Origin of the sequence: Xanthomonas sp. 3498 (assembly GCF_014199795.1) — a bacterium.
Classification (GTDB): domain Bacteria; phylum Pseudomonadota; class Gammaproteobacteria; order Xanthomonadales; family Xanthomonadaceae; genus Xanthomonas_A; species Xanthomonas_A rydalmerensis.
The window spans coordinates 917,401-943,302 of the sequence record NZ_JACHOH010000001.1; the positions used below are offsets into that span (position 1 = coordinate 917,401).

At 69.1% G+C, this 25,902-nt stretch carries 21 protein-coding genes; 14 read left to right on the plus strand and 7 right to left on the minus strand.

What is annotated here, in order from left to right:
• Positions 1 to 51: 51 nt before the first annotated feature.
• Both GGR66_RS03690 and GGR66_RS03695 read left to right on the plus strand, forming a co-directional pair.
• The gene (locus GGR66_RS03690) at positions 52 to 558 is read left to right on the plus strand and encodes a DUF892 family protein (RefSeq protein WP_160966072.1); all 507 of its coding nucleotides are present in this window, start codon (positions 52 to 54) and stop codon (positions 556 to 558) included.
• Positions 559 to 680: 122 nt separating this feature from the next.
• Entirely contained in the window at positions 681 to 1,583 is a 903-nt protein-coding gene (locus tag GGR66_RS03695) for a manganese catalase family protein (RefSeq protein ID WP_184447245.1), read from the plus strand.
• 110 nt (positions 1,584 to 1,693) lie between these two features.
• Here GGR66_RS03695 and GGR66_RS03700 read toward each other — a convergent pair whose 3' ends face one another.
• The 4 genes from GGR66_RS03700 to GGR66_RS03715 form a co-directional block, all read right to left on the minus strand.
• A complete protein-coding gene (locus tag GGR66_RS03700; RefSeq protein ID WP_184447246.1) occupies positions 1,694 to 2,335 on the minus strand; it encodes a DUF6766 family protein in 642 nt (213 codons plus the stop codon).
• A 504-nt stretch (positions 2,336 to 2,839) separates the two neighbouring features.
• A complete protein-coding gene (locus GGR66_RS03705; protein ID WP_255421590.1) occupies positions 2,840 to 5,104 on the minus strand; it encodes a methyl-accepting chemotaxis protein in 2,265 nt (754 codons plus the stop codon).
• Positions 5,105 to 5,238: 134 nt separating this feature from the next.
• Complete coding sequence (locus GGR66_RS03710; RefSeq protein WP_184447248.1) at positions 5,239 to 6,042, minus strand: YiiX/YebB-like N1pC/P60 family cysteine hydrolase; 804 nt, start codon at positions 6,040 to 6,042, stop codon at positions 5,239 to 5,241.
• Between the two features lie 105 nt (positions 6,043 to 6,147).
• On the minus strand, positions 6,148 to 6,618 hold the full coding sequence (locus tag GGR66_RS03715; RefSeq protein ID WP_221236319.1) for a hypothetical protein: 471 nt from the start codon (positions 6,616 to 6,618) through the stop codon (positions 6,148 to 6,150).
• A gap of 396 nt (positions 6,619 to 7,014) precedes the next feature.
• Here GGR66_RS03715 and GGR66_RS03720 point away from each other — a divergent pair, with 396 nt between their 5' ends.
• From GGR66_RS03720 to GGR66_RS03755, 8 genes are all read left to right on the plus strand, one after another.
• Positions 7,015 to 7,866 (plus strand): IclR family transcriptional regulator, encoded by an 852-nt coding sequence (locus GGR66_RS03720; protein ID WP_184447249.1) that lies wholly within the window; start codon positions 7,015 to 7,017, stop codon positions 7,864 to 7,866.
• A 104-nt stretch (positions 7,867 to 7,970) separates the two neighbouring features.
• Positions 7,971 to 9,377 (plus strand): MFS transporter, encoded by a 1,407-nt coding sequence (locus GGR66_RS03725; RefSeq protein WP_184447250.1) that lies wholly within the window; start codon positions 7,971 to 7,973, stop codon positions 9,375 to 9,377.
• A gap of 109 nt (positions 9,378 to 9,486) precedes the next feature.
• Entirely contained in the window at positions 9,487 to 10,416 is a 930-nt protein-coding gene (locus tag GGR66_RS03730) for a dihydrodipicolinate synthase family protein (RefSeq protein ID WP_184447251.1), read from the plus strand.
• 283 nt (positions 10,417 to 10,699) lie between these two features.
• On the plus strand, positions 10,700 to 11,998 hold the full coding sequence (locus GGR66_RS03735; protein ID WP_184447252.1) for a carbohydrate porin: 1,299 nt from the start codon (positions 10,700 to 10,702) through the stop codon (positions 11,996 to 11,998).
• A gap of 288 nt (positions 11,999 to 12,286) precedes the next feature.
• Positions 12,287 to 12,922 carry a TetR/AcrR family transcriptional regulator gene (locus GGR66_RS03740; RefSeq protein ID WP_221236192.1) on the plus strand — a complete coding sequence of 212 codons (636 nt, stop codon included), beginning with the start codon at positions 12,287 to 12,289 and terminating at the stop codon, positions 12,920 to 12,922.
• On the plus strand, positions 12,919 to 16,092 hold the full coding sequence (locus tag GGR66_RS03745) for a cytochrome P450 (RefSeq protein WP_184447254.1): 3,174 nt from the start codon (positions 12,919 to 12,921) through the stop codon (positions 16,090 to 16,092). Before GGR66_RS03740 ends, GGR66_RS03745 begins: the two co-directional genes overlap by 4 nt.
• Before the next feature lie 296 nt (positions 16,093 to 16,388).
• Complete coding sequence (locus GGR66_RS03750; RefSeq protein ID WP_184447255.1) at positions 16,389 to 17,378, plus strand: MBL fold metallo-hydrolase; 990 nt, start codon at positions 16,389 to 16,391, stop codon at positions 17,376 to 17,378.
• A gap of 124 nt (positions 17,379 to 17,502) precedes the next feature.
• Positions 17,503 to 17,742, plus strand: a complete 240-nt coding sequence (locus GGR66_RS03755; RefSeq protein WP_184447256.1) for a DUF1653 domain-containing protein — start codon at positions 17,503 to 17,505, stop codon at positions 17,740 to 17,742.
• A 30-nt stretch (positions 17,743 to 17,772) separates the two neighbouring features.
• Here the strand turns inward: GGR66_RS03755 and GGR66_RS03760 are convergent, their stop codons facing one another.
• Positions 17,773 to 17,928, minus strand: a complete 156-nt coding sequence (locus tag GGR66_RS03760; RefSeq protein ID WP_019796750.1) for a hypothetical protein — start codon at positions 17,926 to 17,928, stop codon at positions 17,773 to 17,775.
• Between the two features lie 424 nt (positions 17,929 to 18,352).
• On the opposite strand from GGR66_RS03760, the gene GGR66_RS03765 reads away from it, so the two are divergent.
• Entirely contained in the window at positions 18,353 to 18,946 is a 594-nt protein-coding gene (locus GGR66_RS03765) for a helix-turn-helix domain-containing protein (protein WP_326520918.1), read from the plus strand.
• Between the two features lie 43 nt (positions 18,947 to 18,989).
• Entirely contained in the window at positions 18,990 to 19,616 is a 627-nt protein-coding gene (locus GGR66_RS03770; RefSeq protein ID WP_184447257.1) for a cytochrome b, read from the plus strand.
• On the opposite strand, the gene GGR66_RS03775 is transcribed toward GGR66_RS03770, so the two are convergent.
• Together GGR66_RS03775 and GGR66_RS03780 are read right to left on the minus strand one after the other, a co-directional pair.
• On the minus strand, positions 19,613 to 20,716 hold the full coding sequence (locus GGR66_RS03775; RefSeq protein WP_184447258.1) for an ATP-binding protein: 1,104 nt from the start codon (positions 20,714 to 20,716) through the stop codon (positions 19,613 to 19,615). The genes GGR66_RS03770 and GGR66_RS03775 overlap by 4 nt on opposite strands.
• The gene (locus tag GGR66_RS03780) at positions 20,713 to 21,444 is read right to left on the minus strand and encodes a response regulator (protein ID WP_160966036.1); all 732 of its coding nucleotides are present in this window, start codon (positions 21,442 to 21,444) and stop codon (positions 20,713 to 20,715) included. The genes GGR66_RS03775 and GGR66_RS03780 overlap by 4 nt, the downstream gene beginning before the upstream one ends.
• 148 nt (positions 21,445 to 21,592) lie before the next feature.
• Here GGR66_RS03780 and GGR66_RS03785 point away from each other — a divergent pair, with 148 nt between their 5' ends.
• Both GGR66_RS03785 and GGR66_RS03790 read left to right on the plus strand, forming a co-directional pair.
• Complete coding sequence (locus GGR66_RS03785) at positions 21,593 to 22,732, plus strand: efflux RND transporter periplasmic adaptor subunit (protein ID WP_184447259.1); 1,140 nt, start codon at positions 21,593 to 21,595, stop codon at positions 22,730 to 22,732.
• Positions 22,733 to 22,747: 15 nt separating this feature from the next.
• Positions 22,748 to 25,879, plus strand: a complete 3,132-nt coding sequence (locus GGR66_RS03790) for a multidrug efflux RND transporter permease subunit (RefSeq protein WP_184447260.1) — start codon at positions 22,748 to 22,750, stop codon at positions 25,877 to 25,879.
• Positions 25,880 to 25,902 lie beyond the last annotated feature (23 nt).

A 25,902-nucleotide genomic window follows, 5' to 3' on the forward strand; every position in this document is an offset into this window, starting at 1 on the left:
GCGCACGACATTCCCCAGCATCACCCATTACCTATCGACCGGAGACTCCCCATGGCTGTCAAGACCATCGACGAATTGTTCATCCACGAGCTGTCGGACATCTACAGCGCCGAGAAACAGCTGACCAAGGCATTGCCGCGCCTGGCGCGCGCCTCCACCAATCCGGCGCTACGCGCCGCGTTCGAAGCGCATCTGGAAGAAACCCAGGGCCAGATCGAACGCATCGACCAGATCGTCGAAAAAGGCAACCTGCGCCTGAAGCGGATCAAATGCGCCGCCATGGAAGGCCTGGTGGAAGAAGGCAAGGAAGTGATCGAGTCGATCGAAGCCGGCCCGGTGCGCGACGCTGCGCTGATCGGCGGCGCGCAGAAGGTCGAGCACTATGAGATCGCCTCCTACGGCACCCTCGCCGCCATGGCCAAGCAACTGGGCATGGACGACGCGCTGACCCTGCTGCTGGAAACGCTCAACGAAGAGAAGTCCACCGACGAGAAGCTGACCCTGCTCGCCGAACAGGGCGGCAACGAAGAAGCCTCGCGCAAGCGCAAGGCGGCCTGACCGCCCTGCCGCGGCCCGCTACGGCGGCGCCGCGGCGTCCCAGACGCCTATCCCCCACGCGCGGCCGCCGGTCGCGTCATTGCGTCGTCGCGACGTTCGGGCGGCACTCCAGGAGATTTTCCATGTTCATGCACAACAAACGGCTGATGTACACGGTCCGCGTGGCGCAGCCCGACCCGGCACTGGCCTCGCTGATGCTGGAGCAGTTCGGCGGCCCACAGGGCGAGCTCGCCGCAGCCATGCGCTACTTCACCCAGGCCATCGGCGAGGTCGATCCCGGCCGTAAGGACCTGTTGTACGACATTGCGACCGAGGAACTCAGCCACCTGGAAATCATCGGCTCGATCATCGCGATGCTCAACCAGGGCCCGAAGGCGGTGCTGTCCGAAGGCATGGCCGAGGCGGAGGACATGCGCAACCTCACCCTCAACAACAACACCAGCCAGACGCAGCAAATCCTCTACGGCGGCGGTCCGGCCTTGGTCAATTCCAGCGGCGTGCCGTGGAGCGCGGCCTACGTCGACAGCATCGGCGAACCGACGGCCGACCTGCGCTCAAACATCGCGGCCGAAGCGCGCGCCAAGATCGTCTACGAGCGTCTGATCAATGTCACCGACGATCCCGGCATCGTCGATGCGCTGACCTTCCTGATGACCCGCGAAGTGGCGCACCAGAAGTCGTTCGAAAAGGCGCTGTACTCGATCGAGCCGAACTTCCCGCCGGGCAAGCTGCCGGGCGATCCGGCCTTTACCGACCGTTACTACGACATGTCGCAAGGCGAAGGCGACATGCACGGACCTTGGAATAGCGGTAGCCAGTGGGAAGGGATCGCCGATCGCAACCGCCAGGTGGCGGTGGACGGTGGCAGTGGCGTCCCCAGCGTGGGGTTGAGCGAACTGGAACAAAGCGCGGTGCAGGCGCTGGCCGCACGTACGCTGTCGCAGCCGGACAGCGACCCGACCACCGGTGCCGACCTGGGCGCCGGACCGGGTGCCGGCTCGACCAAGGGCAGCGTAGCGCGCTAGCGCTCCACTGCAGGTACTATCGCAAGCACGCCGCGATGCGCAAGCATCGCGGCGTTCGTGTGTCCGGGCGATTGGCTGTGCGCTCGGCGCCGTCCACCGTGGCATCGCGATCAATCGCCGGTCTGCCGGTGCGGCGCGTGCACCGGCTTGGATTGCGGGGAATCCTTCTGCCGCAGCCAGATGGTCAACACCACCAACGCGAACACGGCAAGGAACTCGCTTTGCCAGTTCTGCATCGATTCGAACCAGAACTGCGCGCCACTGACGTGTTCCCAGAACGACGGCGGCGGCTGGTGCTGCATCGCCTGCTCGGCCACTTCGTGACGCCAGCTGCCCAACGCATGCAGCACGAAGCTGAGCAAGAACAGGGTGCCGAAAGCCAGGGCCAGCGAACGCTCGTACAGCGCCAACCAGAGGCCGCCGGCGCGCACCGGCCAAGGCACCGGACCGGACGCGACGTTATCGTCTTCCTGCGCCGGCGACAGCGGTCGCGATTCGGCCGATCCCCACTGGCGCAGCTTCACCGTCAGTACCACGTACATGCCCATCTGCAGGAACTCGCTCTCCCAGTTCTCGAACAGTGCGCCGATGAAATGCCCGCTGTGCAGGTACTGCCACATCGGCAGCGCCGCCAGCCCCTGCTGCCGCAGTTCCTCGTTGTAGGCCTGGTGACCACTGAGTGCCTGGCCGACCATGAACAGCAGGCTCAGCGCCAACAACACGATCGACAGGCTATTGCGTTTCCAGAACATGGAATCGGTTCTCCTCCACGCGCCGCGATGCCGACGCGCCGTCGCTGCGACCATAGGCAGCGATGGGCAAAGAGCGGATGAAGAAGGTGTCGCACACGCCTCTGCTGCCAAGCGGCGCCGTTACTCGTAGGAGCGGCTTCAGCCGCGACGGGCGTTCCCGACCATGTGGGGTCGCGGCTGAAGCCGCTCCTACGAACATGCGTCCGCATCCGCCTGCGGTGGCATCTGCGGCATCGATCCATTCAACACCGTGCACTGCATCGGCGCGCCCCTTTTCAAGAGCTTGCCAGCCTCAGCGAAATGCGGGATGTCCTCGCGCCTTCGCCCGCACACTTGAATGCAAGGTGGGAGGGACGTCAGGGCAAATGTAACGACGGACGCCCACTGCAGGAGCGGCTTCAGCCGCGATGGGCGTTACCTGAAATGCCAGTCGCGGCTGAAGCCGCTCCTACAAGAACGAGGCGGCCACGGCATGGCGGCGGAGGCCAACCACGCCGCATTGGCTCAGAACTCTTCCCACTCCGCGCTGTCCGCCGGCACGCCCTGGATCGGGCGCGGCTTGGCCGCCGGTTGTCGCACGGGGGCCACGGGCTTGGGCCTGGTGGCGGCAACGACCGCACGCACCGCCGGCCTGGCCGGCTGCGGCCTTGCCGCGGGGGCCGGTGCCGCGCTGATGGCGGCGCCGCCGGCGAGGCGGAACACCGCGACCGCGCGTGCCAGTTCCGCCGCCTGGTCTTCCATGCTCTTGGCCGCTGCGCTGGCTTCTTCCACCAGTGCCGCGTTCTGCTGGGTGCCCTCGTCCAGCTGCATCACCGTCTTGCTGACCTGGTCGATGCCGGCGCTCTGTTCGGCGCTGGCCGCGGAGATCTCGGCCATGATGTCGGTGACCCGCTTCACCGAGGCGACCACCTCGGCCATGGTGGTGCCGGCGCGGTTGACCAGGGTCGAGCCCTGCTCCACTTCCTGCACGGAGTCGGAGATCAGGGTCTTGATCTCCTTGGCTGCGGCCGCCGAGCGCTGCGCCAGCGAGCGCACTTCCGAGGCCACCACGGCGAAGCCGCGGCCCTGTTCACCGGCGCGCGCCGCTTCCACTGCCGCGTTCAAGGCCAGAATGTTGGTCTGGAAGGCGATGCCGTCGATCACGCCGATGATGTCGGCGATGCGTGCCGACGCGGCGCTGATCGAGGCCATCGTCGTCACCACTTCCTCGACCGCGCGGCCGCCATTCTCGGCCACCTCGCCGGTGCTCATCACCAGTTGGTTGGCCTGGCGCGCACTGTCGGCGTTCTGCTTGACCGTGGAGGTCAGCTCCTCCATCGAGGCGGCGGTCTCTTCCAGGCTGGCCGCCTGCTGCTCGGTGCGCACCGACAGGTCGCTGTTGCCGCTCGCGATCTCGCTGGCGGCGGTGTTGATCGAGCCGACCGCGCGCTGGATGCCCTGCACGATGCCGGTCAGTTGCTCGGCGGTGCGATTGGCCGCGTCGGCAAGCTTGCCGAACGCGCCTTCGTAGCGCACGTCCACGCGCTGCGACAGGTCGCCATCGGCGATCGCGCCCATGATCCGGCCGACGTCGGCCAGACCGCTGTCGGCCTGGCGCATCAGCCGGTTCAGCGCCTCGACCATTTCCTTGAACGCGAACTCATAGCGCGCCTCGTCGCCGCGCGCGGTGAAGTCGCCGCGGGCCGCCGCATCGGCCAGGCGCGCGATGTCGCCGTTGACCGCCGACAGGTTGGTCTTGACCACGTCCAGCGCCTCGTGCAGCGCGGCGCGCTGTCCCGGCAACCGGCGCATGTCGCGGCGCAGGTCGCCGCGGCCGTACTCGTCCATGATCGCCATCGCCTCGACGATCGCGTCGAGGTGCTCGAACAGCGCCGTGTTCATGCCGTGCGCCAGCGTGCCGTAATCGCCAGGGAAGTCCTCCGGCATGCGGTGGCTGATGTTCTCGCCCTGCTGCAGCCTCACCAGGGTCTGCATCTCGCCATTGAAGCGCTGCAACTGGGTCTGCATCTGCTGCATGCTGGCCATCAACTGCCCGGTCTCGTCGCGCGACTCCACCTTGATCGAATTGTCGAAGCGGCCGGAAGCGATCGCTTCGGCGGTCCGCGTGGCCCCGCGCAGCGGCGTGACGATGGCACCGGCGATCAGCCAGCACAGGCCGACGACCAGCACCACCAGGCCGCCGCCAATCACGGTGAGCACCTTGGTGAAGCCCATCGCCTCGGCCTGGATGTCTTCGGCATAGACGCCCATCGCCAGTACCCAGTCCCACTGCGGGTACAGCGCGGCATAGCTGATCTTCGGCAACTGCACCGACTTGCCGGGCTTGGGCGCGGTGTAGTAGCTGAAGCCGTCGCCACTGCGCACCGTGCTCACGATGTCGCGGTAGACGTATTCCCCGGCATCGCTCTTGTAGCCGCTCATGTCGGCGCCGACCGGGCGCTTGGGATGCATGATGACGTGCATCTGCGGGTCGATGACGAAGAAGTAATCGACGCCGCCATTGGTTCTCATGTCGGCGAGCGCGCCCTTGGCCGCCGCCTGTGCCTGCGCCTCGGTCATCTCGCCGCGCTTGGCCAGGTTGGCGTAGTGCTGAATGACGCTCAGGCCCATGTCGACCTGGGTCTTGACGGTCTGCTTGCGCGCATCGACCAGGTTCAGATACTGCAGGCGTGCGGCAGCGACCGCGAGCAGGATCACGCCGAGCGCGATCAACGTGCACAGCAGGACGAACTTGCGTGCCATGGGCAGATTGGCGATACGGCGGCGCAGGAATTGGATCGGATTCATGGCGTCAAGAAAGCAGAAACGGGATTTTGTATCGGCCAGCCTGCGGTCGAACTTGAACCGCGCGGCGTTCGTATAGATGAACGCGCACCACAGTTCCGGGCTGGAGACGGTTTCAGTCAGGCCAACGCGGCGTCCAGCGGCGCACTGGCAGGCAACGCGCTTGCGGCCGGCGGCTCCCACACCAGGCGATGGAAGTCGAAGCCGTGCTGCAGCCGCGGCTTGACCACGTTGAAGTACGGCGACACGTCGAAATCGCGCGGCAGTGTCAGGCTGTGATGGCGCGGATACAGGATTTCCGCGTCCTCCCCGGCATCGGCGCCCACCGGCGGCGTCTGGTCGATCTCCGGCAGGATCGGGTAGCGGATCGCGCCGAAGGCCTGCGCCAGCAGGGTCGAACAGATCGCCCGGGTCGGCTCGCCGCTGCCCAGCTCGAGGAAGCGCCGCTTCACCGACGACGGCAACGGCGGCGTACGCACCAGGTAGCGCGCCAGATCGAAGATGTTCTTCAGGTCGTAGCTATTGCCGACCCGCGAGACCATGTACTCCACCACGGTCTCGATCTCCTGCGCGCTCAACCCGACCGGGCGGCAGATGCGCGTGTGCAGGCCGGCGAACTCGCTCATCCCGACCAGGCGCACGCCGACATTGATGTCGACATCGCAGAACAGCGGCGCTTCCTCGCCGGGAAGCGCGGCCACGTGGTCGCCGATGTACAGCGCCGCGTGCGACCAGGTGGACTGGCTCAGGTACTTGATGGCGGTGGAGAAGCGGCTGTTGCCCTCGACCAGCAGCACATCGCCCTTGCGCAGCGTGGCGCGCAGCAGGTGCGGCGGGCTGGTCGGCAGCTGCGAACCGTGGCGGCGCGGCTTGGACAAAAACTTGGCCAGGTGACGGCCCAGCAAACGTGGCAAGGACAGCATGCGCGTTCCCCCGAGGGACGGCCGCTTCGGCGAAACGGCTCCGCTGACAGGGATGGCGGCCTTGCGCCGGATTTCTTGAATGGCGCGCAAGCACCAGCGCACTGCTCACGGTTGCCGCAGGACCGACAGCTCCACGAACTGCGCGCTGCTGGAACGCAGGTAGATCGCATAGCGGCCACGGCCCGGCGCCTGCACCAGGAAGCGGTCTCCCGGTACCGGCTGGAGCTTGTCGACCGCGGCCGCGCCCAGCGGCGCGATACGCAGCCGTACCTTGGCATCGTCCTGCGCTGGCGTGAGATTGGCGACGGTCAGCGCGCCATCGAAGAGCGTGCGGCTCTCGCCCGGCAGCAGCGTCATGATCGCCGATGACGCGGCCGCTTCCGGCTTGCATGCCGCGGCCTGCGCCTCGGCCAGTTGCCGCTGCAGCGGCTTGACCTCCACGTACTGCACGAAACCGTAGGTCGCGCCGATCACCACCAACACCGCCGATACCTCGGCGGCCGTGCGCTTGAACGAAAGTCCTTGCCACCATTTCTGCGCCGGCGGTGGCGGCGTCTGTCGGGTCGTTTGGGCCATGCATCACGGTATCGGCGCCGCCCCTGCGGTGTCTGCCAGCACGGCTGACAGCGTCGCGCGCGGCGGCGTTCGTCTACCGGGCGATACAGACGCGACGTCGCCTCGTTCCCAGAGACGCCCTCGAGGCCCGGGCATGGCGCGACATTGCGCCGCACCTACGCAACTCCAGCAGGCAGTGCCTCGATTTTCGCGGGTGTTTGAACCATGGCCAGACGCCGGGCAGCACACACCGCCCACGCAGCATGTTGCGCCGCAACTTGACGCACCCGGCGTCCAGGCAGACTCTGGGCATGAAATTACGAAATAATTTTCGCAATCCGAAAATCACTTGTCAAGCGACAGGATCAGGTGGGTCGAGCAAGCTGGCGATTCCCCCGGGTCCTCCAGGAACTGCAGATGATCAAGACGATTTCCCAGCGCGCGGCCAGCGCCACGCCCGACGACGGCGACGAGACCGGGGACAAGAAGCTGCGCAGTACCGTGCAGTCGCTGGCCAAGGGCTTCCGGGTGCTCGAGGCGTTCTCGTCCGAACACGAGGAACTGTCGCTGAGCCAGATCGCGGCCCTGGCCAGGCTCGATCCCGGCACCACCTTCCGCATGCTCAACACCCTGGTCGAGCTGGGCTACGTGCATCGCGTGCCGGAGAGCCGCCGCTTCCGCCTGACCCTGAAGGTGCTCGACCTCGGCTTCCACGCGATCGCCCGCCGCGATCTGCGCAGCGTGGTGCGGCCGTTGCTGCGCACGCTGGTCAGCGACGTCAACGAAGCGGCCAGCTTCGCGGTCCTGCAAGGCCCCGACGTGCTCTACATCGAACGCGTCCGCGCCGGCATCACCCGCCTGGGCGTGGACATCCGCATCGGCACCACGGTACCCAGCACCCGCACCGCGATCGGCCTGGCGATGCTGGCGCACCTGGCACCGGCGGAGGTGACGCGCGTGACCGGCGTGGACGTGCAGGTGCAGACGCCTGAAATCGAGGCGATGCAGCGCACCTTCGACTGCGTCCGCCGCGACCGCTACGTGATCCTGGAGTCGATGCTGACCGAAGGCTTGCGCGTGCTGGCGGTACCGGTGCTGGATGCGGACGACTATCCGCTCGGCGCGATCAGCGTCGCCGCGCCGTCGGTCCGCACCAGCCATGCCGAACTGCTCGACACCGCCCTCCAACCCACGCTGCTGGCCGCCAAGGACATCGCCTTCGCGATCCAGGCCAGCGGGAGTGTTGCCGTGACCGCCCCCAGCACCTGATCCACCCGGGCCGCCGCCCGGCCCTCCCTGTCCGTCTCGCTGCGTGGACGCTTCGGCGCCCGCGCCGGGGTTCCCTTGTCCTGCGAAAGGCAGCCACGATGCTCATGCCCACCACAGCCCCTGCCACCACCGCCAACGCCACCGCCCGCGCGCCGTCCATCGCCGAGGCGCAGGCGGAGATCGGCGCACGCCTCGAACGCCTGCCGATCACCCGCAACGTGTGGTGGGCGCGCAACATCGTCGGCGCCGCCACGTTCTTCGACGGCTACACGGTGATCGCCATCGCCTACGCGATGCCGGTGCTGACCAAGGAATGGCAGCTGTCGCCGGCCCAGATCGGCATGATCCTGTCGGCCGGCTACCTGGGCCAACTGCTGGGCTCGGTGTTCTTCGGCTGGCTGGCCGAGCGCATCGGCCGCCTGCACGTGCTGCTGTTCACCATCCTGCTGTTCGTGTCGATGGACGTGGCCTGCCTGTTCGCCGGCAGCGCCGCGGCGATGATCGCGTTCCGCTTCATCCAGGGCATCGGCACCGGCGGCGAGGTGCCGGTGGCCAGCGCCTATATCAACGAACTGATCGGCTCGAAGAAGCGCGGGCGCTTCTTCCTGCTGTACGAAGTGATGTTCCTGCTCGGCCTGGTCGCGGCCGGCGGCATCGGCTACTTCCTGGTGCCGGCCTATGGCTGGAAGGCGATGTTCATGGTCGGGTTGATCCCGGCGGCGATCATGATTCCGCTGCGCTTCTTCATGTTCGAATCGCCGCGTTGGCTCGCCTCCAAGGGCCGCTACGACAAGGCCGACGCCATCGTGGCCGAGCTCGAGCGCAGCGCCGAGCGCCGCCATGGCCCGTTGCCGGCGCCGGTCTTCGACCGCACTGCGCTGCCCAAGGCGCAGCGCTCGGATTGGCGCGAACTGTTCGGCAGCGTCTATCGCAAGCGCACCTTGGTGATCTGGAGCCTGTGGTTCTGCTCGTATCTGGTGGCCAACGGCATCATCACCTGGCTGCCGACGCTGTACCGCACGCACTTCGGGTTGTCGTTGCAGCAGAGCATCGCCTATGGCTTCTTCACCTCGCTGGCGGGTGTCGCCGCCGCGGTGGTGTGCGCGCTGTCGATCGACAAGGTCGGACGCAAGCGCTGGTACGGCCTGGCCTTCGTTGCCGGCGGGGTGCCGCTGCTGGCGCTGGCGGCGCTCGGCGGCACCTCGGCGCCGCAGGTGCTGGTGTTCGCGGCGCTGGGCTATGCCGCGGTGCAGACCATCACCTTCTCGCTGTACCTGTACTCGGCCGAGCTCTACCCCACTCGCATCCGCGCCATCGGCACCGGACTGGGCAGCGCCTGGCTGCGCCTGGGCTCGGCCTGCGGGCCGTTGCTGGTCGGCGCGGTGATCGCCGGACTCGGCATCCGCTACGTGTTCGCGGCCTTCGCCGCCGTGCTGCTGGCCGGTGCCGCGGTGACCTGGCGTTTCGCCCTGGAAACCAAGGGCCAATCGCTGGAACAGCTGTCTCCCTGAGCGCATCGCCCGCGCCGCAGCCGGCGCATCGCGCGTCGCTTCCGTACCACCCCCGTCGGACCCCGCGTTCGATTCCATCCCCCGTTGATCCGAAGAAGAGGAAATGAGCATGAGCCACATCGACCTGAAAGGCCTGGTTCCCGCGCCGGTCACCCCGTTCACCCGCGACGGCGCCGTCGACTATCCCGCGATCAAGCGCATCGGCGCCTGGCTCTGCGGCATCGACGGCGTCAAGGGCCTGACCGTGCTCGGCCACGCCGGCGAAGGCACCTTCCTGGAGCGCGACGAACAGGCCAAGGTGATCACCGCGTTCCGCGACGCCGTCGACGGCCGCATCCCGATCATCGCCGGCATCACCCTGGAAGGCACCCGCGTGGCGGCCGACGAGGCCAAGCGCGCGGTCGCTGCCGGCGCGTCCGCGGGACTGATCTATCCGTCGCACGGATGGCTGCGCTTCGGCTACCAGAAGGGCGCGCCGCAGGATCGCTACAAGGCCATCCATGAGGCCAGCGGACTGCCGATGATCCTGTTCCAGTACCCGGACGTGACCAAGGCCACCTACGACCTGGAGACGTTGCTGGAGATCGCCGCGCTGCCGGGCGTGGTCGCGATGAAGAACGGCGTGCGCAACATGAAGCGCTGGGACACCGAGATCCCGGTGTTCCGCAAGGAGCGTCCGAACGTGCCGGTGCTGACCTGCCACGACGAGTATCTGCTGCACACCATGTTCGACGTGGATGGCGCACTGGTGGGCTACGGCTGCATTGCCCCGGAACCGCTGCTGGAGATGATCGCCGCCGGCAAGGCCAAGGATTACGCCAAGGCGCGCGAAGTGCACGACCGCCTGCTGCCGGTGACCAAGAGCGTCTATCACCGCGGCTCGCACATGGAAGGCTCGGTGGCGCTGAAGTGGGCGCTGGTCGCGCGCGGCCTGCTCGACCACGCCACGGTGCGTTCGCCGCTGCTGCCGCTGGCCGAGGGCGCCGACAAGGAGATCGCCGCGGCGATGGCCGCCGCCGGTCTCGGCAAGGTGGCCTGACCCGCTCGGGTCGAACAGAGGGCCGCGGACAAGCGCGGCCCTCGTCGCAGCGGCAGCCGGCGTGTCTGCACCGTGCCTGCCGCCTGCGTCGCATCGCGCTTGTCGTTGTTGCTCTCGCCGGCTCGCCCACAGGCGTTTCTGTCGACGGCACGGCGCACGCACCGAGCGGTCTTCGCGTCGCTGCGTGACTGCAAGCTCCCGCCCTCTCACGCCTTACCAGGTCCGGACCCGCGCCCCACCTGCGCGGGTCAGGTGCCTCCCTTCGTCCGTGGAATCCGCTCCCATGTCGCGCACCCTGTCGCTGCTCGCGTCGGCCGCACTGACGGCCGCCCTCCCCGTATCCGCCGTCGCCGCCGACACCGGGCAGTGGCTGGACGAGCACGGCATCGCGCCGCGCTTCGTCTGGTCCAACGATTATGCGCGCAACGTCGACGGTGGCCTGTCGCGCGGCGATCGCAATGCCGGCGGCGTGGTCGCCGGTGCGGATCTGGATCTGCAACGCCTGTTCGGCATTCCCGGCGCCACGCTGCACGCCACCGGCGCCTGGTACTACGGCGACAGCCTGTCGCAGCGGCAGATCGGCAATGGCGTCAAGGTGCAGGGCTACTGGTATCCGCAGCAGCAGGCGCAACTGGCGCAGCTGACCTGGGAACAGGTGTTCGCCGACGGCCGCTGGCAACTGGTCGCCGGACGCATGAACACCACCTGGCAGTTCGCGCGCAGCCGCTACGGCTGCCGCTTCGTCGGCGCCTCGGACTGCCCGTTTCAACTGAGCCAGGCAGATGGCGGTTTCGTCGGCTTTCCCTACGTGAACTGGGGCGCGAAGCTGCGCTACAAGCCCGATGCCAGCTATGTCTCGGTGGGCGCGTTCGAACTGAATCCGCAGCGCAAGAACACCCATGGCCTGGACTGGAGCACCGCCGACAGCAACGGCGTGCTGGGCACGCTCGAGGTCGGCTACGAACCCGATCCCGCGCGCGGCCAGGGCGCGCCGCGCTACCTCGCCGGCCTCTGGTACAACTCGGCCGACTACAGCGATCTGCGCTACAACCAGGCCGGCGGCTTGCGCGGGCTGGTCGGCGGCCCGGCGCGCCTGTACGACGGCGGTCGCTGGGGCGCGTATGCGATGGGCGAACGCGCGCTGTACCGGCCGCAGGGCATGGCGAGCAAGCGCATGCTGGTCGCCTTCGGCAACATCGCCGCACCGTTCGATGCGCACCAGGTCTACGACCTGCAGGTCACCGCCGGCTTGTACTACAGCGGCCCGTTCGCATCGCGGCCGGGCGACGGACTCGGCGTCATCGCGAATTACTACCGTTTCAGCGCCGACCAGCAAGGCTACATGAACGATCTGCTGCGCAAGCGCGGCGCGGCGCCGGACATCGCGCGCAACGAGGTCATGGTCGAACTCAACTACAGTTATCGCATCGCCCAGTCGCCGCTGTTCCTGGTGCCGAACGTGCAGTACATCGTCCACCCCGACATCCTTGGCAATCCCGCCGCGCGCCGCGCGCCGGACGATGCACTGGTGATCGGTTTGCGGGTCATGCTCAACATCGGCGGCCTGGGCACGCCGAAGTGACGCCGCACGTGCGGCCCACCGACGCTGGCGCCCGCGACACCCGATCGCCGCGCGACCGAGGCACCGGCACGGCGCCTCGCATTCACCGCATCCGCATCTCCGCGTGATCCAGCCCCGCGCGCCAGGCGCAACTACGCGCTGAACGAGGGCACGAAGCTCGCGCGCAAGTTCATAAATGTACAGCTGGACATTTTTATCGTCGTCACCATGACGACGCCCAAGCCCCACCGCCCTCGTCCTCGTCCTCGCGGCCGCCCGACCAAGGACCAGCCCGATGGCCGCCAGGCCTTGCTGTCAGCCGCATCCGGCGCCTTTGCCCGGTATGGGTTCGACGGCGCCAACATCCGCAGCATCGCGGCCGCCGCGGGGGTGAGTCCGAACCTGGTGCGCGTGCATTTCGGCAGCAAGGCCGCGCTGTGGGACGCGTGCGTGGACCAGTTCGCGCAGGCCCTGCAGCCGCGGCTGGCGGCGATGGCGCAGCTGACCGCGGACGACACGCGCGCGCTGCCGGAGCGGCTGGCGGATGCGATCCTGCTCATGGCCACCTTCTACGACACCCATCCGGCGGTGCGCGACTTCGTGGCGCGGGTGGTCTCCGAACGCCCCGAGCGCGCTGCCGTGGTCACCGAGCGGTTGCTGCGCCCGGCCTATGCCGCCGGCCAGGCGTTGATCCTTGCCGGAATCCAGGCCGGCATCGTCAAGGCGACGCACCCGGCGCTGTTCTTCGTGCTGCTCAACAGCATGCTGAGCCAGCCGCCGGAGTTCCCGCAGCTGCTGGCACGGCTGGCGCCGGAAATCGGGCCCGGCGAGGCGCGGACGCGGCTGGTCGAGACCGTGCTCGCCACCCTGCTGCATGCCCCGCATCCCGGCGTCGATCCCGCACCGATCGCCCCATCGCACTCTCCCCAGGAAGGCGCCCCATGACGCAGGCCATCCCACAACCGCGTTCGCTGCCGCTGCTCGGCAATTTCCACCATCTCGATGCGGATGCACCGGTGCAGAGCCTGATGCGGCTGGCCCAGGTGCATGGCCCGATCTTTCGCCTGCACAGCGGCCCGCTGTCGCTGACCGTGCTGAGCGGACAGGACCTGGTGGACGAGGTGTGCGACGAAACCCGCTTCGCGAAGAAGCTGCACCGTCCGCTGCAGGCCTTGCGCGACCTCGGCGGCGACGGGCTGTTCACCGCCTACAACGACGAGCCCAATTGGGCCAAGGCGCACCGGCTGCTGATGCCCGCGTTCGGTCCGATCGGCGTGCGCTCAATGTTCGGGCGCATGGAGGACATCGCCGAACAGATGCTGCAACGCTGGGAACGGTTCGGCCCGGACGCGGTGATCGACGTGGCCGACAACATGACCCGGCTGACCCTCGACACGATCGCGTTGTGCGCGTTCGACTACCGCTTCAACAGCTTCTACCAGAACGAGATGCATCCCTTCGTCGCAGCGATGGTGGGTGCCCTGGCCGAAGCCGGTGTGCGTGCGCGTCGGCCGGACCTGGCCAATCGCCTGCTGGCGCCGGGCCGGCGCCGCTACGAGGCCGACCTGGCGATGATCCGCGGCGTCGCCGACACCTTGATCGCCGAGCGCAGGGCCGACCCCGCCGCGGCCTCGCGCGACGACCTGCTGAACCTGATGCTGTACGGACGCGACCAGGCGACCGGGGACGGACTGTCGGACGAGAACATCCGCTATCAGTTGGTGACCTTCCTGATCGCCGGCCACGAAACGACCAGCGGCCTGCTGTCGTTCGCGCTGTACCTGCTGCTGCGCCATCCGACGGCGCTGGCGCAGGCGCGCCAGGCGGTGGACGCCGCGCTGGGCACGCAGCCGCCGCAGGTCGAGGACCTGGCCAGGCTGCGCTACATCGAACAGATCCTGCAGGAAACCCTGCGGCTGTGGCCGACCGCACCGGCGTTCGCGGTCGCCGCGCGCGAAGCGACAACCTTGGCCGGCCGCTATGCGGTGACGCCGCAGGACACGCTGCTGGTGCTGATTCCCACCCTGCATCGGGATCCGAAGGTATGGGAGGAACCGGAAGCCTTCCGCCCGGAGCGCTTCGCGCCCGAGGCGGCCGAACGGCTCCCGCCCAATGCCTGGAAACCGTTCGGCAACGGCGTGCGCGCCTGCATCGGGCGCGGCTTCGCGATGCAGGAAGCGCAGCTGGTGCTGACGATGATCCTGCAACGTTTCGACCTGGACATGGTCGATCCGAACTACCAACTCAAGGTCGCCGAAACCCTGACCCTGAAGCCGGACGGCTTCCGCATCCGCGCGCGCCGCCGCGCCGATGTCGCGGTGCGCGCGCGCAGCGCGCTGCCGACGGCGCCGCAGAAACCGCTGGCGCCTGCTGCGACGTCGGTCCCCGCCGGCACCGCATCGGGCACGCCGCTGCTGGTGCTGTACGGCGGCAATTCCGGTTCGTGCGAAGCCTTCGCGCAGCGCATCGGCGGCGATGCGGCCGCGCAAGGGTACGCACCGGTGGTCGCGCCGCTGGACGAGCATGTCGGGCGCCTGCCGCGCGACGGCGCGGTGGTGGTGGTCACCTCTTCCTACGAAGGCCAGCCGCCAGACAACGCGCGCCGCTTCGTGGACTGGATCGACACCCTGGCGGCCGGCGATCTGGCCGGCGTGCGCTACGCCGTGTTCGGATCGGGCAACCGGCAATGGGCGCGCACCTACCAGGCGATTCCGAAACGCGTCGATGCCGCACTGGAGGCGGCGGGCGCCACGCGCTTCAGGCCGCGCGGCGAAACCGACGCCGGCGGCGATTTCTTCGGCGGCTTCGATGCCTGGTACGCCGAGCTGTGGACGGATCTGGGGCAGGCACTGGGAAAGGCGGCGCTGGAGCAGACCGCGCACGCGCTGGAAGTGGACATCGTCCCCTCCGCCCGACTCGACGCGTTGCGCCTGACCGAGCTCGACCAGGGACGCATCGTCGACAATCGCGAACTGGTCGACATGTCCGCACCGTTCGCCCGCTCCAAGCGTCACATCGAGATCGCGCTGCCCGATGGCATGCGCTATCGCACCGGCGACTATCTGGCGGTGCTGCCGCGCAACCCCGCCGCGCAGGTCGAGCGCGTGCTGCGCCGCTTCGGCCTTGCCAGCGATACGCAGGTCGTCATCGGCCAGCGTCCTGGCGCCGCCTCCAGCCTGCCCAGCGGCTATCCGGTCGCGCTGGCGCAGGTCCTCACCGACTACGTGGAACTGGCGCAACCGGCCACGCGCGCGCAGGTCGTGCAGTTGGCGGCCGCCACGCGCTGCCCGCCCGATCGCGACGCGCTGGAAACGCTGGCCGTCGAGCCGGCCTACACCGACGAGGTGCTCGCCAAGAAAACCAGCCTGCTCGATCTGCTGGAGCGCTTCCCCGCCTGTGAGCTGGCGCTGGGTGCATTCCTCGGCGCGCTGCCGGCCATGCGCGCGCGGCAATACTCCATTTCCTCCTCGCCGCTGCGCGACCCGGCACAGTGCTCGCTGACCGTGGCCGTGCTCGACGCACCGGCGTTGTCGGGCATGGGGCGACGCCGCGGCGTGGCCTCCACCTACCTGGCCGGCCTGGATGCGGGCGCGCTGGTGTCGGTTGCGGTGCGGCCGTCGCAGGCGAGCTTCCACCCGCCGGAAGATCCGGCCACGCCGATCATCCTGGTCTGTGCCGGCAGCGGCATCGCGCCGTTCCATGGCTTCCTGCAGGAGCGCGCGATCCAGAAGGCCGGCGGCCGCGCCGTCGGCGAGGCGTTGCTGTTCTTCGGCATCGACCATCCCGACGTCGACTGGCTGTACAAGGACGAATTGCGACGCTGGCAGGACATGGGCGTGGTCGATGTGCGCCTGGCCTGCTCGCAAGCGCCGCAGGACGGCATCGCCTATGTCCAGCACCGCATGTGGCAGGACCGCGAGCGCGTGTCGGCACTGTTCCAGCAAGGCGCCACCGTGTTCGTCTGCGGCGACGGCGAGCACATGGCGCCGGCGGTGCGCGACACCTTCGTACGCATCTATCGCGACAGCATGGGCGTCAGCGCCGACGCGGCCAATGCCTGGGCCGACCGGATGGAACGCGAACACGGCCGCTACGTGGCGGATATCTTCTCGTGACGGTGCGGCGGTCTGAGGGACAGCAATGGCGGCGGCCGCCCGCGGCTGTGGTCGTCCCGGGCGGTCTGGCGTGCAGCCAGGCACTGGCGGCGTTCGTCCGTGCCATGCGCGCCCACGCAGGAGCGTCCAGATGATCAGCAAGACCATCGCGTGCCTCTGGTTCGACAGCACTGTGCTGGAGACCGCCACGTTGCACCTCGAGACCTGCGGCGGCAACTGAGGCAGGCGCACACGCACGCCTGCGCCGCGGACGCGTAACCTTCCCCTTCCCCATGCATCGCCTGGATCGCGCCTCAATGGCCAACCCCTACTACCGCGGCCCCGTCAGCGACCATTTCGACGGTGTGCGCTTCTTCAACCCGGGCCAGCCCACCATCGACAACGCACTGAGCAAGGTCCTGCGCTGGAAAGCCGCCATGGGCGCCGCGCGCTGGCCCGCGCAGGTCCCGGTGACACCCGCGGTGCCGGCGCAGCGGCACGACGGCCTGCGCATCACCATGGTCGGCCACGCCACGCTGCTGATCCAGGCCGCCGGCCTCAATCTGCTCACCGACCCGGTGTGGTCGCAGCGTGCGAGCCCCTCGCAGATCGCCGGGCCCAAGCGGGTGACGGCACCAGGCATCCGCTTCGCAGACCTGCCCCCCATCGATGCGGTCCTGCTGAGCCACAACCACTACGACCACTTCGACCTGACGACCTTGCGCAAGCTGCACGACGCGCACCATCCCCTGTTCGTGATGCCGCTGGGCAACGATGTGCTGTTGCGCAAGCGCGTTCCCGATGCGCGCATCGCCACCGGCGACTGGCATGAGCGGCTGCCGATCGGCGATACCGCGACGGCGACGCTGACCCGCGCCAACCATTGGTCCAGCCGTGGCATCGCCGACCGCAGGATGGCGCTGTGGTCCGGCTTCTTCATCGAGACGGCGCGGGGATCGGTGTGGTTCGCGGGGGACACCGGCTATGGCGATGGCGCCATCTTCCGCGAGATCCGCGACCGGCACGGCGCGCCCGACGTGGCGTTGATCCCGATCGGTGCCTACGCGCCGCGCTGGTTCATGGCGCCGCAGCACATCGACCCCACCGAAGCGGTGCGGATCTTCCAGGACACCGGCGCGCGGCACGCGCTCGGCATTCATTGGGGCACCTTCCAGCTCACCGACGAAGGCCGTGAGGCGCCGCGCGAGGCGCTGTCCGCGGCACTGCACCTGGCGGGCATCGCCGCCGCCGGCTTCGTCGCCGCCGAGCCCGGGCAGGCGTTCGACTTCGCCGATTCCGCGCCATAGGGTTCGCGCACCGCCATCGCCCGGCGAGCGGCGCGACGCGACGCGACGTTCGCCCGCCGCGCTACGCCAGTAGTCGCGCGTGGAGCCCGGCTACACTCCACGCCCCACTCTTCCGGAGACCCGCATGCGCGACCTCAGCCCCCTGCCTTCCATCGCCCTGGGCCGCTACCGCCACTTCAAGGGCGGCGAGTACGAGGTGCTGGGCGTGGTCCGCAGCAGCGAGACGCTGGAGCCGCTGGTGCTGTACCGGCCGCTCTACGGTGAAGGCGCGATGTGGGTGCGGCCGTACCCGATGTTCGTCGAGCAGGTGGAGGTCGACGGCGTGCGCCGCCCGCGCTTCGCGCCGATCGACGCGGAGGCCTGAGCGCGCGGCCGCCACGTCTGACGCGACGCGCTAGCGCTTGGACGCGCTGTCCACGTCGCTCTTGGTCGCGGCGTGATCCTGCGCCGGGCGGTTGCGGTTCTTCTTGGCGCGCGTCACCAGATACAGCATCGCGGCGATGAGCAGGACGAACAGTCCGGCGACCCAGGGCATCAGCGTGGTGTCCATTCGACACTCCAATTCGGTTGCACAGCGGTCACCAGACCACACACGCAGTGAAGGCCTTGGCTAGCGCGCGAGCGGAGTCGGCACCACGCGCGCATCGCGAGCGCACGACGACCGGATTCATCGGTCGGTCCTGACCGGTTCGATCAGCGCCCCTGCGACGGCCTTCGCGCCAAGCGGCATTACTCCGGTCGCAGCCCATCGCACTCCACACGCCGCGATCGCCGCGCTGTCGAGGCCCGGAACCTGAAAGAGGCACTCGCGGCACACGACGCACCATCCGAGCGGCACACGCCTTCGGGGCGCAATGGCGTGCCGGCTGGCGCGTCGCCATCCCTGTCGTGCGCGCATCGAACCCAATCGAGGCGCATTGACATACGTCCTGTACGCAAATAACGTACACCAAGTATGTGAATGAGATATCCCCGTGCACCAGCGCCGCAGCCGCCGCGAGATGATCGAAACCACCCGCGCCAGCCTGCTGGCCGCGGCGCGGCAGGCGTTCGCCACGCACGGCTTCGCGCATACCTCGATGGACGTGTTGACCGCCGAGGCCAGCCTCACCCGCGGCGCGCTGTACCACCACTTCGGCAGCAAGGACGGCCTGCTCATCGCGGTCATCGAGCAGATCGAGGCCGAGGTGGGCCTGCGCCTGCAGGCGGTGTCCGACGCGGCGCCCACGCCGTGGGACGGCTTCCGCCGCCGTTGCCGCACCTACCTGGAACTGGCGCTGGAGCCGGAGATCCGCCGGATCATCCTGCAGGACGCGCGCGCCGCCTTCGGCGACGTGCCGCCAGCCGCGCAGTCGGTGGGGATCGCCGCGCTGCAGGCGGCGCTGGAAGCCTTGATCGCCACCGGCACGGTGGCGCCGCTGCATGCCGGGGTGATGGCACGCATGCTCTACGGTGCGATCACCGAGGCGGCGTTCTGGATCGCCGAGCCCGACGCCGACCTGCATGTGCGGCTGGCCGATGCGCTGGACGCGCTGGACCGGCTGCTCGACAGCCTGCGCGCGCGCTGAGCGCGCCGCGTCTCTTCTTCGCCTCCCACCCAGGACCACGCACATGCACTGGCGCAACACGGCACAGCGCTTCGGCGCCCTCGCCAAGCTGTTCCACTGGACCACCGCCGCCGCCTTCATCGGTGCGTATGCGGTGGTGTACTACGTCATCTGGTTCATGGACGACACCTCGGACACGTCGCTGCCGGTACTCAACCTGCACTGGGTGCTGGGCCTGCTGGTCGGGTTCCTGGTGCTGCCGCGGCTGCTGTGGCGCTGGCTGGACGTGCAGCCGGACGATCCGCCGGGTACGGCGCTGGAACACCGGCTCGCGCACCTGGCGCACGTGGGTCTGTACGCGCTGCTGATCGTGATGCCGCTGACCGGCTACATCGGCACCGGCGCGCCGACCGACCTCGGCCTGTTCCGCATCCCCGGCTTCAACGAGACCGCGCTGTTCGCCTGGATCAGCCGCACCTGGCACCTCAGCTGGGAGGCGTTCGAAGCGCCGATCGACGTGGTGCACCACTTCATCGGCAAGTGGATCGCCTGGGTGGTGGTGCTGCTGCACGTCGCTGCGGCGCTGTTTCATCACTGGATGCGGCGCGACGATGTACTGACCCGCATGCTGCCGTGGCGCGTGGCGCGTGTGCGCGGCAACGTGTCGCCGCCTGAGGCAAAGCGCGCCTAGCGTCGCTCCGGCACCTGCGCCGCGCGGGCCACGGCCTCCCCCGACGCCAACGGCCAACGCACCTCGAACCGCGTCCCGCTGCCGGCGGGCAGGCACAGCGCATCGCCGCCGTGCGCTACCGCAATCGCCTTGACCACGGCCAGGCCCAGGCCGCTGCCGCCGCTCTTGCGCGAGCGCGACGGATCGCCGCGGCGGAACGCGTCGAACACGCGCGCGGCGATCTCCGGGGCGATGCCGGGGCCGGTGTCTTCCACGAACAGCACGCACTGGTCGGCCTGCGCCTGCACGCCGATCCGCAGCGGACCCGGCTCGGCGTAGTGCTGCGCGTTCTCCAGCAGCGCCATCAGCGCCTGGCGGATGCGCACCGCATCGCACAGCACCGGCGTGCGCAGCGCCAGCGTGGATTCCAACACTAGCCCGCGCGCGTCCAGGCTGGCGGCGAACGCATGCAGCACCGCCTCCACTTCCTGGACAAGATCGGCCGGTGCCGACTGCAATTCCAGATGCCCGCTGTCGGTGAGGCTGAGCACGCGCAGGTCCTCGATCAGCCGGTTCAGGCCTTCGACCTGCCGCAGCAGGCTCTCGAACGCCGCCACGTCCGGCGCGAACACGCCCTCGGCCAGGCCTTGCAGGCGCCCGCGCAAAATCGTCACCGGCGTGCGCAGTTCGTGGGCGACGGCGGCATTCCAGAATGCACGCTCGCGGGTCATCGCCTGCAGGCGATCGGCCATGGCGTTGAAGTCGCGCACCAGTTGCGCGGTCTCGCCCAGTGCATGCGCGTCCATGCTCGCGCGCGCATGCAGATTGCCCTGCGCGACTTCGCGCAGGCTGTGCGCCACCGAGTTCAACGGGGTGAGGATGCGCCGCGACAGCCGCACCGCCACCGCCACCGCGATCGCCACGGCCAGCGCCGCGGTGGCGCCCATCCACATCATCTCCACGCGCGACGGCACCCAGGTGTCGGAGATACTGTCCGGCTGGTAAGCCACCGCCACCGCGTAGAACACGTAGGAGCCGACCACCGACAGCAGGATGATCCACAGCGCCAGCGCGCCCAGCGACAGGATGACCTGGCGGCGCAGCCCGGTGGCGCGACTCATGCGCCGGTTCCGAACCGATAGCCGACGCCGCGCACGCTGGCCGGCGTGCCCTGCACGCCCAGCGCCTCCAGCTTCTTGCGCAGCTTGCTGATATGGCTGTCGATGGTGCGCTCCTGGGTGTCGCCTTCCGGCAGGCAGGCGTCGAGCAGTTCGGCGCGGCTGAACACCCGCTTCGGTGCACGCATCAGCCGCACCAGCAACTTGAACTCGGTGAGCGTGAGGTCCAGCGTGTGCCGGTCTTCGCCCACGCGCACGCTGGCCTCGTGCTGGTCCAGGTCAACATGGAAAGCGCCCACGCGCAGGCTGCGCGCCTCCTCGGCGCCGTTGCCGCGGATGCGTCGCAGCACTGCCTGCACCCGCGCCACCACCTCGGCCGGGTTGAACGGCTTGACCACGTAGTCGTCGGCGCCCAGGCGCAGGCCCATCAGCTTGTCGATGTCCTGGTCCAGCGCGGTGAGCATGATCACCGGCGTTTCGCCGCGGTGGCGCAGTTCGGCCAGCACCTTCCAGCCATCCACCGCCGGCAGTTGCACGTCCAGCAGGATCAGGTCCGGATCCAGTGCCAGGTGCAGTTCCAGCGCGGCGCGGCCGTCGGCGGCGTGGGCGGTGCGCAGCCCGCTGCGCGCCAGGTAGGCGATCAGGATCTCGGCGATCTCGCTCTCGTCTTCGGCGATCAGGACCAGCGGCGCGGACGCGGGCGCGGTGGCGCCCGGAGAGGAAACGGACATGGCGTGGCGGCGAAAAGCGCATCGGCCCGGACGGGCGCGGATCTCCATCATATCTCCACACAGCATCGAACGCCGCGCAACCCGCGGCCGCGACCATGCGCGGCTTTGGCGTCGCCGTATCCGCGGCGGCAGGGACGAGGCACGAGGCATGGGCATGCGGCAACAGGTACGGACTCTGGGAATCGGTGGCGCGCTGGCGTTGGCCCTGGCCGGCTGCGGCGGTGGCGCGCCGCCGCAGGCGGTGGCCGCGCCGGTGCAGGTCACTGCGATGACCCTGCGCCCGGCGCCGATGACGGTGAGCGTGGACCTGCCCGGCCGGGTGGCCGCGGTGCGCAGCGCGCAGATCCGTCCGCAGGTCGGCGGCATCGTGCAGCGCCGCTTCTTCGAGCAGGGCGCCGATGTGCGGCGCGGCGATGCGCTGTTCCAGATCAACCCGGCACCGTTCAAGGCCGAGATGGACACCGCCGCGGCCGCACTGCATCGCGCCCAGGCCGCGCAGGTGCTGGCCGACGTGCAGCATGCCCGGCTACAGCGACTGGTCGAATCCAGCATGGTCAGCCGGCAGATGTACGACGATGCTGTCTCGCAGCGTACCCAGGCCGCCGCCGCGGTCGCCGAGGCCAAGGCGACGCTGTCACGGCGGCGCCTGGACCTGGCCTTCGCCACCGTCGATGCGCCCATCGACGGCCGCATCGACCAGGCGCTGCTCACCGAGGGCGCGCTGGTCTCGCCCAGCGACAGCGCACCGATGGCGGTGATCCAGCAGATCGACCAGGTCTACGTCGACGTGCGCCAGTCCGCCGCCGACCTGGACCCGCTGGACCCGGCCGCCGCCGGCGACGGCCTGCCGGCGCAGATCCTCGACCGTAGCGGCGTGCCCTCGGGGCTGAGCGGGCGCGTGCTGTTCTCCGGCATCAACGTCGATGCCGGCACCGGCGACGTGCTGCTGCGCATCCTCGTCGACAATCCGCAGCGGCGCCTGCTGCCGGGCATGTACGTGCGGGCGCGGGTGCCGCGTGCCCACTACGCGCAAGCGCTGCGCGTGCCGCAGCAGGCGGTCACCCATGTCGGCAAGCATGCGCAGGTGTGGGTGCTGGACGCCGACGCGCGCGTGCGCAACGCGACGGTGCAGCTGGGCGAACTGGTGCAGGGGCATTACCGTGTCGTCGCCGGCCTGCAGGCCGGGCAGCAGGTGGTGGTCGAAGGCATCGACCGGCTCAGCACCGGTACCAAGGTGAAGGCACGCGCGTGGCAGCCGCCGGCCGTCGCCACCGCGGCCGTGGACTGAGCAGGGGACGCCGCCATGCCGCAGTTCTTCATCGAGCGCCCGGTCTTCGCCTGGGTGATCGCGCTGTTCATCGTGCTGTTCGGCACCCTGGCCATCGGCCAGTTGCCGGTGGCGCGCTATCCCTCGGTGGCGCCGCCGTCGGTGTCGCTGATCGCGTCCTACCCCGGCGCCACGCCGCAGACCCTCAACGACTCGGTGGTGAGCCTGGTCGAGCGCGAGCTGTCGGGGGTCAAGAACCTGCTGTATTTCGAGTCCACGGTGGACACCTCCGGCAGCGCGCAGATCACCGCCACCTTCAAGCCCGGTACCAATGCGGAGCTGGCGCAGGTGGACGTGCAGAACCGCATCAAGGCGGTGGAGCCGCGCCTGCCGCAGGCGGTGCGGCAGAACGGCCTGCAGGTGGAATCGGCCGCGTCCGGCTTCCTGATGCTGGTCGGCCTGACCTCGCCCGACGGCCGCTACGACGAAGTGGCGCTCAACGACTACCTGGCGCGCAACATCGTGCAGGAACTGCGGCGTATCGACGGCGTCGGTCGCGTGCAGCTGTTCGGCGCCGAGCAGGCCATGCGCGTGTGGGTGGACCCGGACAAGCTCGTCGCCTACGGCCTGACCATGACCGAGCTGGCGCAGGCGATCGAGCAGCAGAACGCGCAGATCGCGCCCGGCCGCCTCGGCGACGAGCCGGCCGTGCGCGGGCAACGCCTGACCGTGCCGCTGACCGTGGCCGGGCAACTGACCACGCCCGCGCAGTTCGCTGCCATCGTGCTGCGTGCCGACAGCGGCGGCGCGCGGGTGACCCTGGGCGACGTGGCGCGGGTGGAACTGGGCGCGCAGTCCTATGGCTTCTCCAACCGCGAGAACGGCGCCGCCGCCACCAGCGCGGCGATCCAGCTCTCGCCCGGCGCCAATGCGGTGCGCACCGCGCAGGCGGTGAAGGAACGCCTGGCGGAACTGGCCGCGAGCATGCCGACGGGCATGACCTATTCGATCCCGTTCGACACTGCGCCGTTCGTGAAGCTCTCGATCAAGCAGGTGCTCAAGACCCTGCTCGAGGCGATGGTGCTGGTGTTCCTGGTGATGTACCTGTTCCTGCAGAACGTGCGCTACACACTGATCCCGGCCATCGTCGCGCCGATCGCGCTGCTGGGCACCTTCGCGGTGATGCTGCTGGCCGGCTTCTCCATCAACGTGCTGACCATGTTCGGCATGGTGCTGGCGATCGGCATCATCGTCGACGATGCCATCGTGGTGGTGGAGAACGTAGAACGGATCATGGCCAGCGAAGGCTTGCCGCCGCGGGAGGCGACGACCAAGGCGATGCGCGAGATCACCGGCGCGGTGGTCGGCATCACCCTGGTGCTGACCGCGGTGTTCATCCCCATGGCCTTCGCCAGCGGTTCGGTGGGCGTGATCTACCAGCAGTTCACCCTGGCGATGGCGGTGTCGATCCTGTTCTCGGCGTTCCTGGCGCTGACCCTGACCCCGGCGCTGTGCGCCACCCTGCTGCGTCCGGTCGCACCCGGCCATCACGCCAAGCGCGGCTTCTTCGGCGCGTTCAATCGTGGCTTCGAGCGCCTGGCTGGCGGTTACGCCACGCGCGTGACCTGGTTGCTGCGACGCGGCGGGCGGGTGATGGCGGTGTTCGCGGCGCTGTGCGTGGCGCTGGTCCTGGCGATGCGCGTGCTGCCCTCGGCGTTCCTGCCCGAAGAGGACCAGGGCTATTTCATGACCTCGATCCAGTTGCCCACCGGCGCCACCAGCGAGCGCACCCTGGACGTGGTCAAGGCGTTCGAGCGGCACGTCGCCACGCGCCCGGCGCTGGCCTCCAACCTGGTGATCCTCGGCTTCAGCTTCTCCGGCTCGGGCACCAACGCGGCCATGGCCTTCACCATGCTCAAGGATTGGGACCAGCGCCACGGCGCCAGCGCGCGCGACGAAGCCGAGCGCGCGCAGCAGGCGATGGCGACCCTGCCCGAAGGCACGGTGATGAGCCTGCTGCCGCCGGCCATCGACGAGCTCGGCACCTCCTCCGGCTTCACCGTGTACCTGCAGGACCGCGGCAACCGCGGCGAGGCGGCGTTGATGGCCGCGCAAGCACAACTGCTGGACCTGGCCGCGCGCAGCGACGTCGTCAGCGATGTCTATGCCGACGGCCTGCCGCCGGGCAAGAGCATTCACCTGGAGATCGACCGCCAGCAGGCCGAGACCATGGGCCTGTCGTTCGCTACGGTGAGCACTACGTTGTCGGCGGCGATGGGCTCGCTGTACGTCAACGACTTCCCCAACGCCGGGCGCATGCAGCAGGTGATCCTGCAGGCCGACGCCGCGTCGCGCATGCAACTGGACGACGTGCTGGGCCTGCGCGTGCGCAGCGACAGCGGCGGCATGGTGCCACTGCGCGAAGTGGTGCGCGCCAGCTGGACCGACGCCCCACAGCAGTTGATGCGCTTCCAGGGCTTCCCGGCCGTGCGCATCGCCGGCGGCGCCGCGCCCGGCGTGTCCAGCGGCGCGGCCATGGCCGAGATGGAACGGCTGGCTGCGCAACTGCCGCCCGGCTTCGCCGTGGCCTGGACCGGGCAATCGCTGCAGGAACGGCAGTCAGCCGCGCAGGCGCCGCTGCTGATGCTGCTGTCGGCGTTGGTGGTGTTCCTGGTGCTGGCGGCGCTGTACGAGAGCTGGTCGATCCCGCTGTCGGTGCTGCTGGTGGTGCCGCTGGGCCTGCTCGGCGCGGTGGCCGCGGTGATGCTGCGCGGCCTGCCCAACGACGTGTTCTTCAAGGTCGGGCTGATCACCATCATCGGCCTGTCGGCGAAGAACGCCATCCTCATCGTCGAGTTCGCCCGGCAACTGCACCGCGACGGCCAGGGGCTGGTCGAGGCGGCGACCAATGCCGCACGGTTGCGCCTGCGCCCGATCCTGATGACCTCGCTCGCCTTCGCCCTGGGTGTGGTGCCGTTGATGCTGGCCAGTGGCGCCAGCGCCGAGACCCAGCATGCGATCGGCACCGGCGTGTTCGGCGGCATGGTCAGCGGCACCGTGCTGGCGATCTTCTTCGTGCCGGCGTTCTTCGTCTGCGTGGTGGGGCTGCAGGAGCGCGTGGCGCACTGGCGTGCGCGGCGCGGCGGCGACGCGTCAGCCGAGAATTAGACCGGCGCTGCCGCTGCCATTGC

Excerpts from the sequence above, each read along its gene's own strand:
- GGR66_RS03790 (WP_184447260.1), top strand. The coding sequence starts at position 22,748 with ATGCCGCAGTTCTTCATCGAGCGCCCGGTCTTCGCCTGGGTGATCGCG.
- GGR66_RS03750 (WP_184447255.1), top strand. The coding sequence starts at position 16,389 with ATGGCCAACCCCTACTACCGCGGCCCCGTCAGCGACCATTTCGACGGT.
- GGR66_RS03700 (WP_184447246.1), bottom strand. The coding sequence starts at position 2,335 with ATGTTCTGGAAACGCAATAGCCTGTCGATCGTGTTGTTGGCGCTGAGC.
- GGR66_RS03735 (WP_184447252.1), top strand. The coding sequence starts at position 10,700 with ATGTCGCGCACCCTGTCGCTGCTCGCGTCGGCCGCACTGACGGCCGCC.
- GGR66_RS03745 (WP_184447254.1), top strand. The coding sequence starts at position 12,919 with ATGACGCAGGCCATCCCACAACCGCGTTCGCTGCCGCTGCTCGGCAAT.
- GGR66_RS03725 (WP_184447250.1), top strand. The coding sequence starts at position 7,971 with ATGCCCACCACAGCCCCTGCCACCACCGCCAACGCCACCGCCCGCGCG.
- GGR66_RS03775 (WP_184447258.1), bottom strand. The coding sequence starts at position 20,716 with ATGAGTCGCGCCACCGGGCTGCGCCGCCAGGTCATCCTGTCGCTGGGC.
- GGR66_RS03715 (WP_221236319.1), bottom strand. The coding sequence starts at position 6,618 with ATGGCCCAAACGACCCGACAGACGCCGCCACCGCCGGCGCAGAAATGG.
- GGR66_RS03785 (WP_184447259.1), top strand. The coding sequence starts at position 21,593 with ATGGGCATGCGGCAACAGGTACGGACTCTGGGAATCGGTGGCGCGCTG.
- GGR66_RS03695 (WP_184447245.1), top strand. The coding sequence starts at position 681 with ATGTTCATGCACAACAAACGGCTGATGTACACGGTCCGCGTGGCGCAG.
- GGR66_RS03770 (WP_184447257.1), top strand. The coding sequence starts at position 18,990 with ATGCACTGGCGCAACACGGCACAGCGCTTCGGCGCCCTCGCCAAGCTG.
- GGR66_RS03720 (WP_184447249.1), top strand. The coding sequence starts at position 7,015 with ATGATCAAGACGATTTCCCAGCGCGCGGCCAGCGCCACGCCCGACGAC.
- GGR66_RS03760 (WP_019796750.1), bottom strand. The coding sequence starts at position 17,928 with ATGGACACCACGCTGATGCCCTGGGTCGCCGGACTGTTCGTCCTGCTC.
- GGR66_RS03710 (WP_184447248.1), bottom strand. The coding sequence starts at position 6,042 with ATGCTGTCCTTGCCACGTTTGCTGGGCCGTCACCTGGCCAAGTTTTTG.
- GGR66_RS03780 (WP_160966036.1), bottom strand. The coding sequence starts at position 21,444 with ATGTCCGTTTCCTCTCCGGGCGCCACCGCGCCCGCGTCCGCGCCGCTG.
- GGR66_RS03755 (WP_184447256.1), top strand. The coding sequence starts at position 17,503 with ATGCGCGACCTCAGCCCCCTGCCTTCCATCGCCCTGGGCCGCTACCGC.
- GGR66_RS03690 (WP_160966072.1), top strand. The coding sequence starts at position 52 with ATGGCTGTCAAGACCATCGACGAATTGTTCATCCACGAGCTGTCGGAC.
- GGR66_RS03730 (WP_184447251.1), top strand. The coding sequence starts at position 9,487 with ATGAGCCACATCGACCTGAAAGGCCTGGTTCCCGCGCCGGTCACCCCG.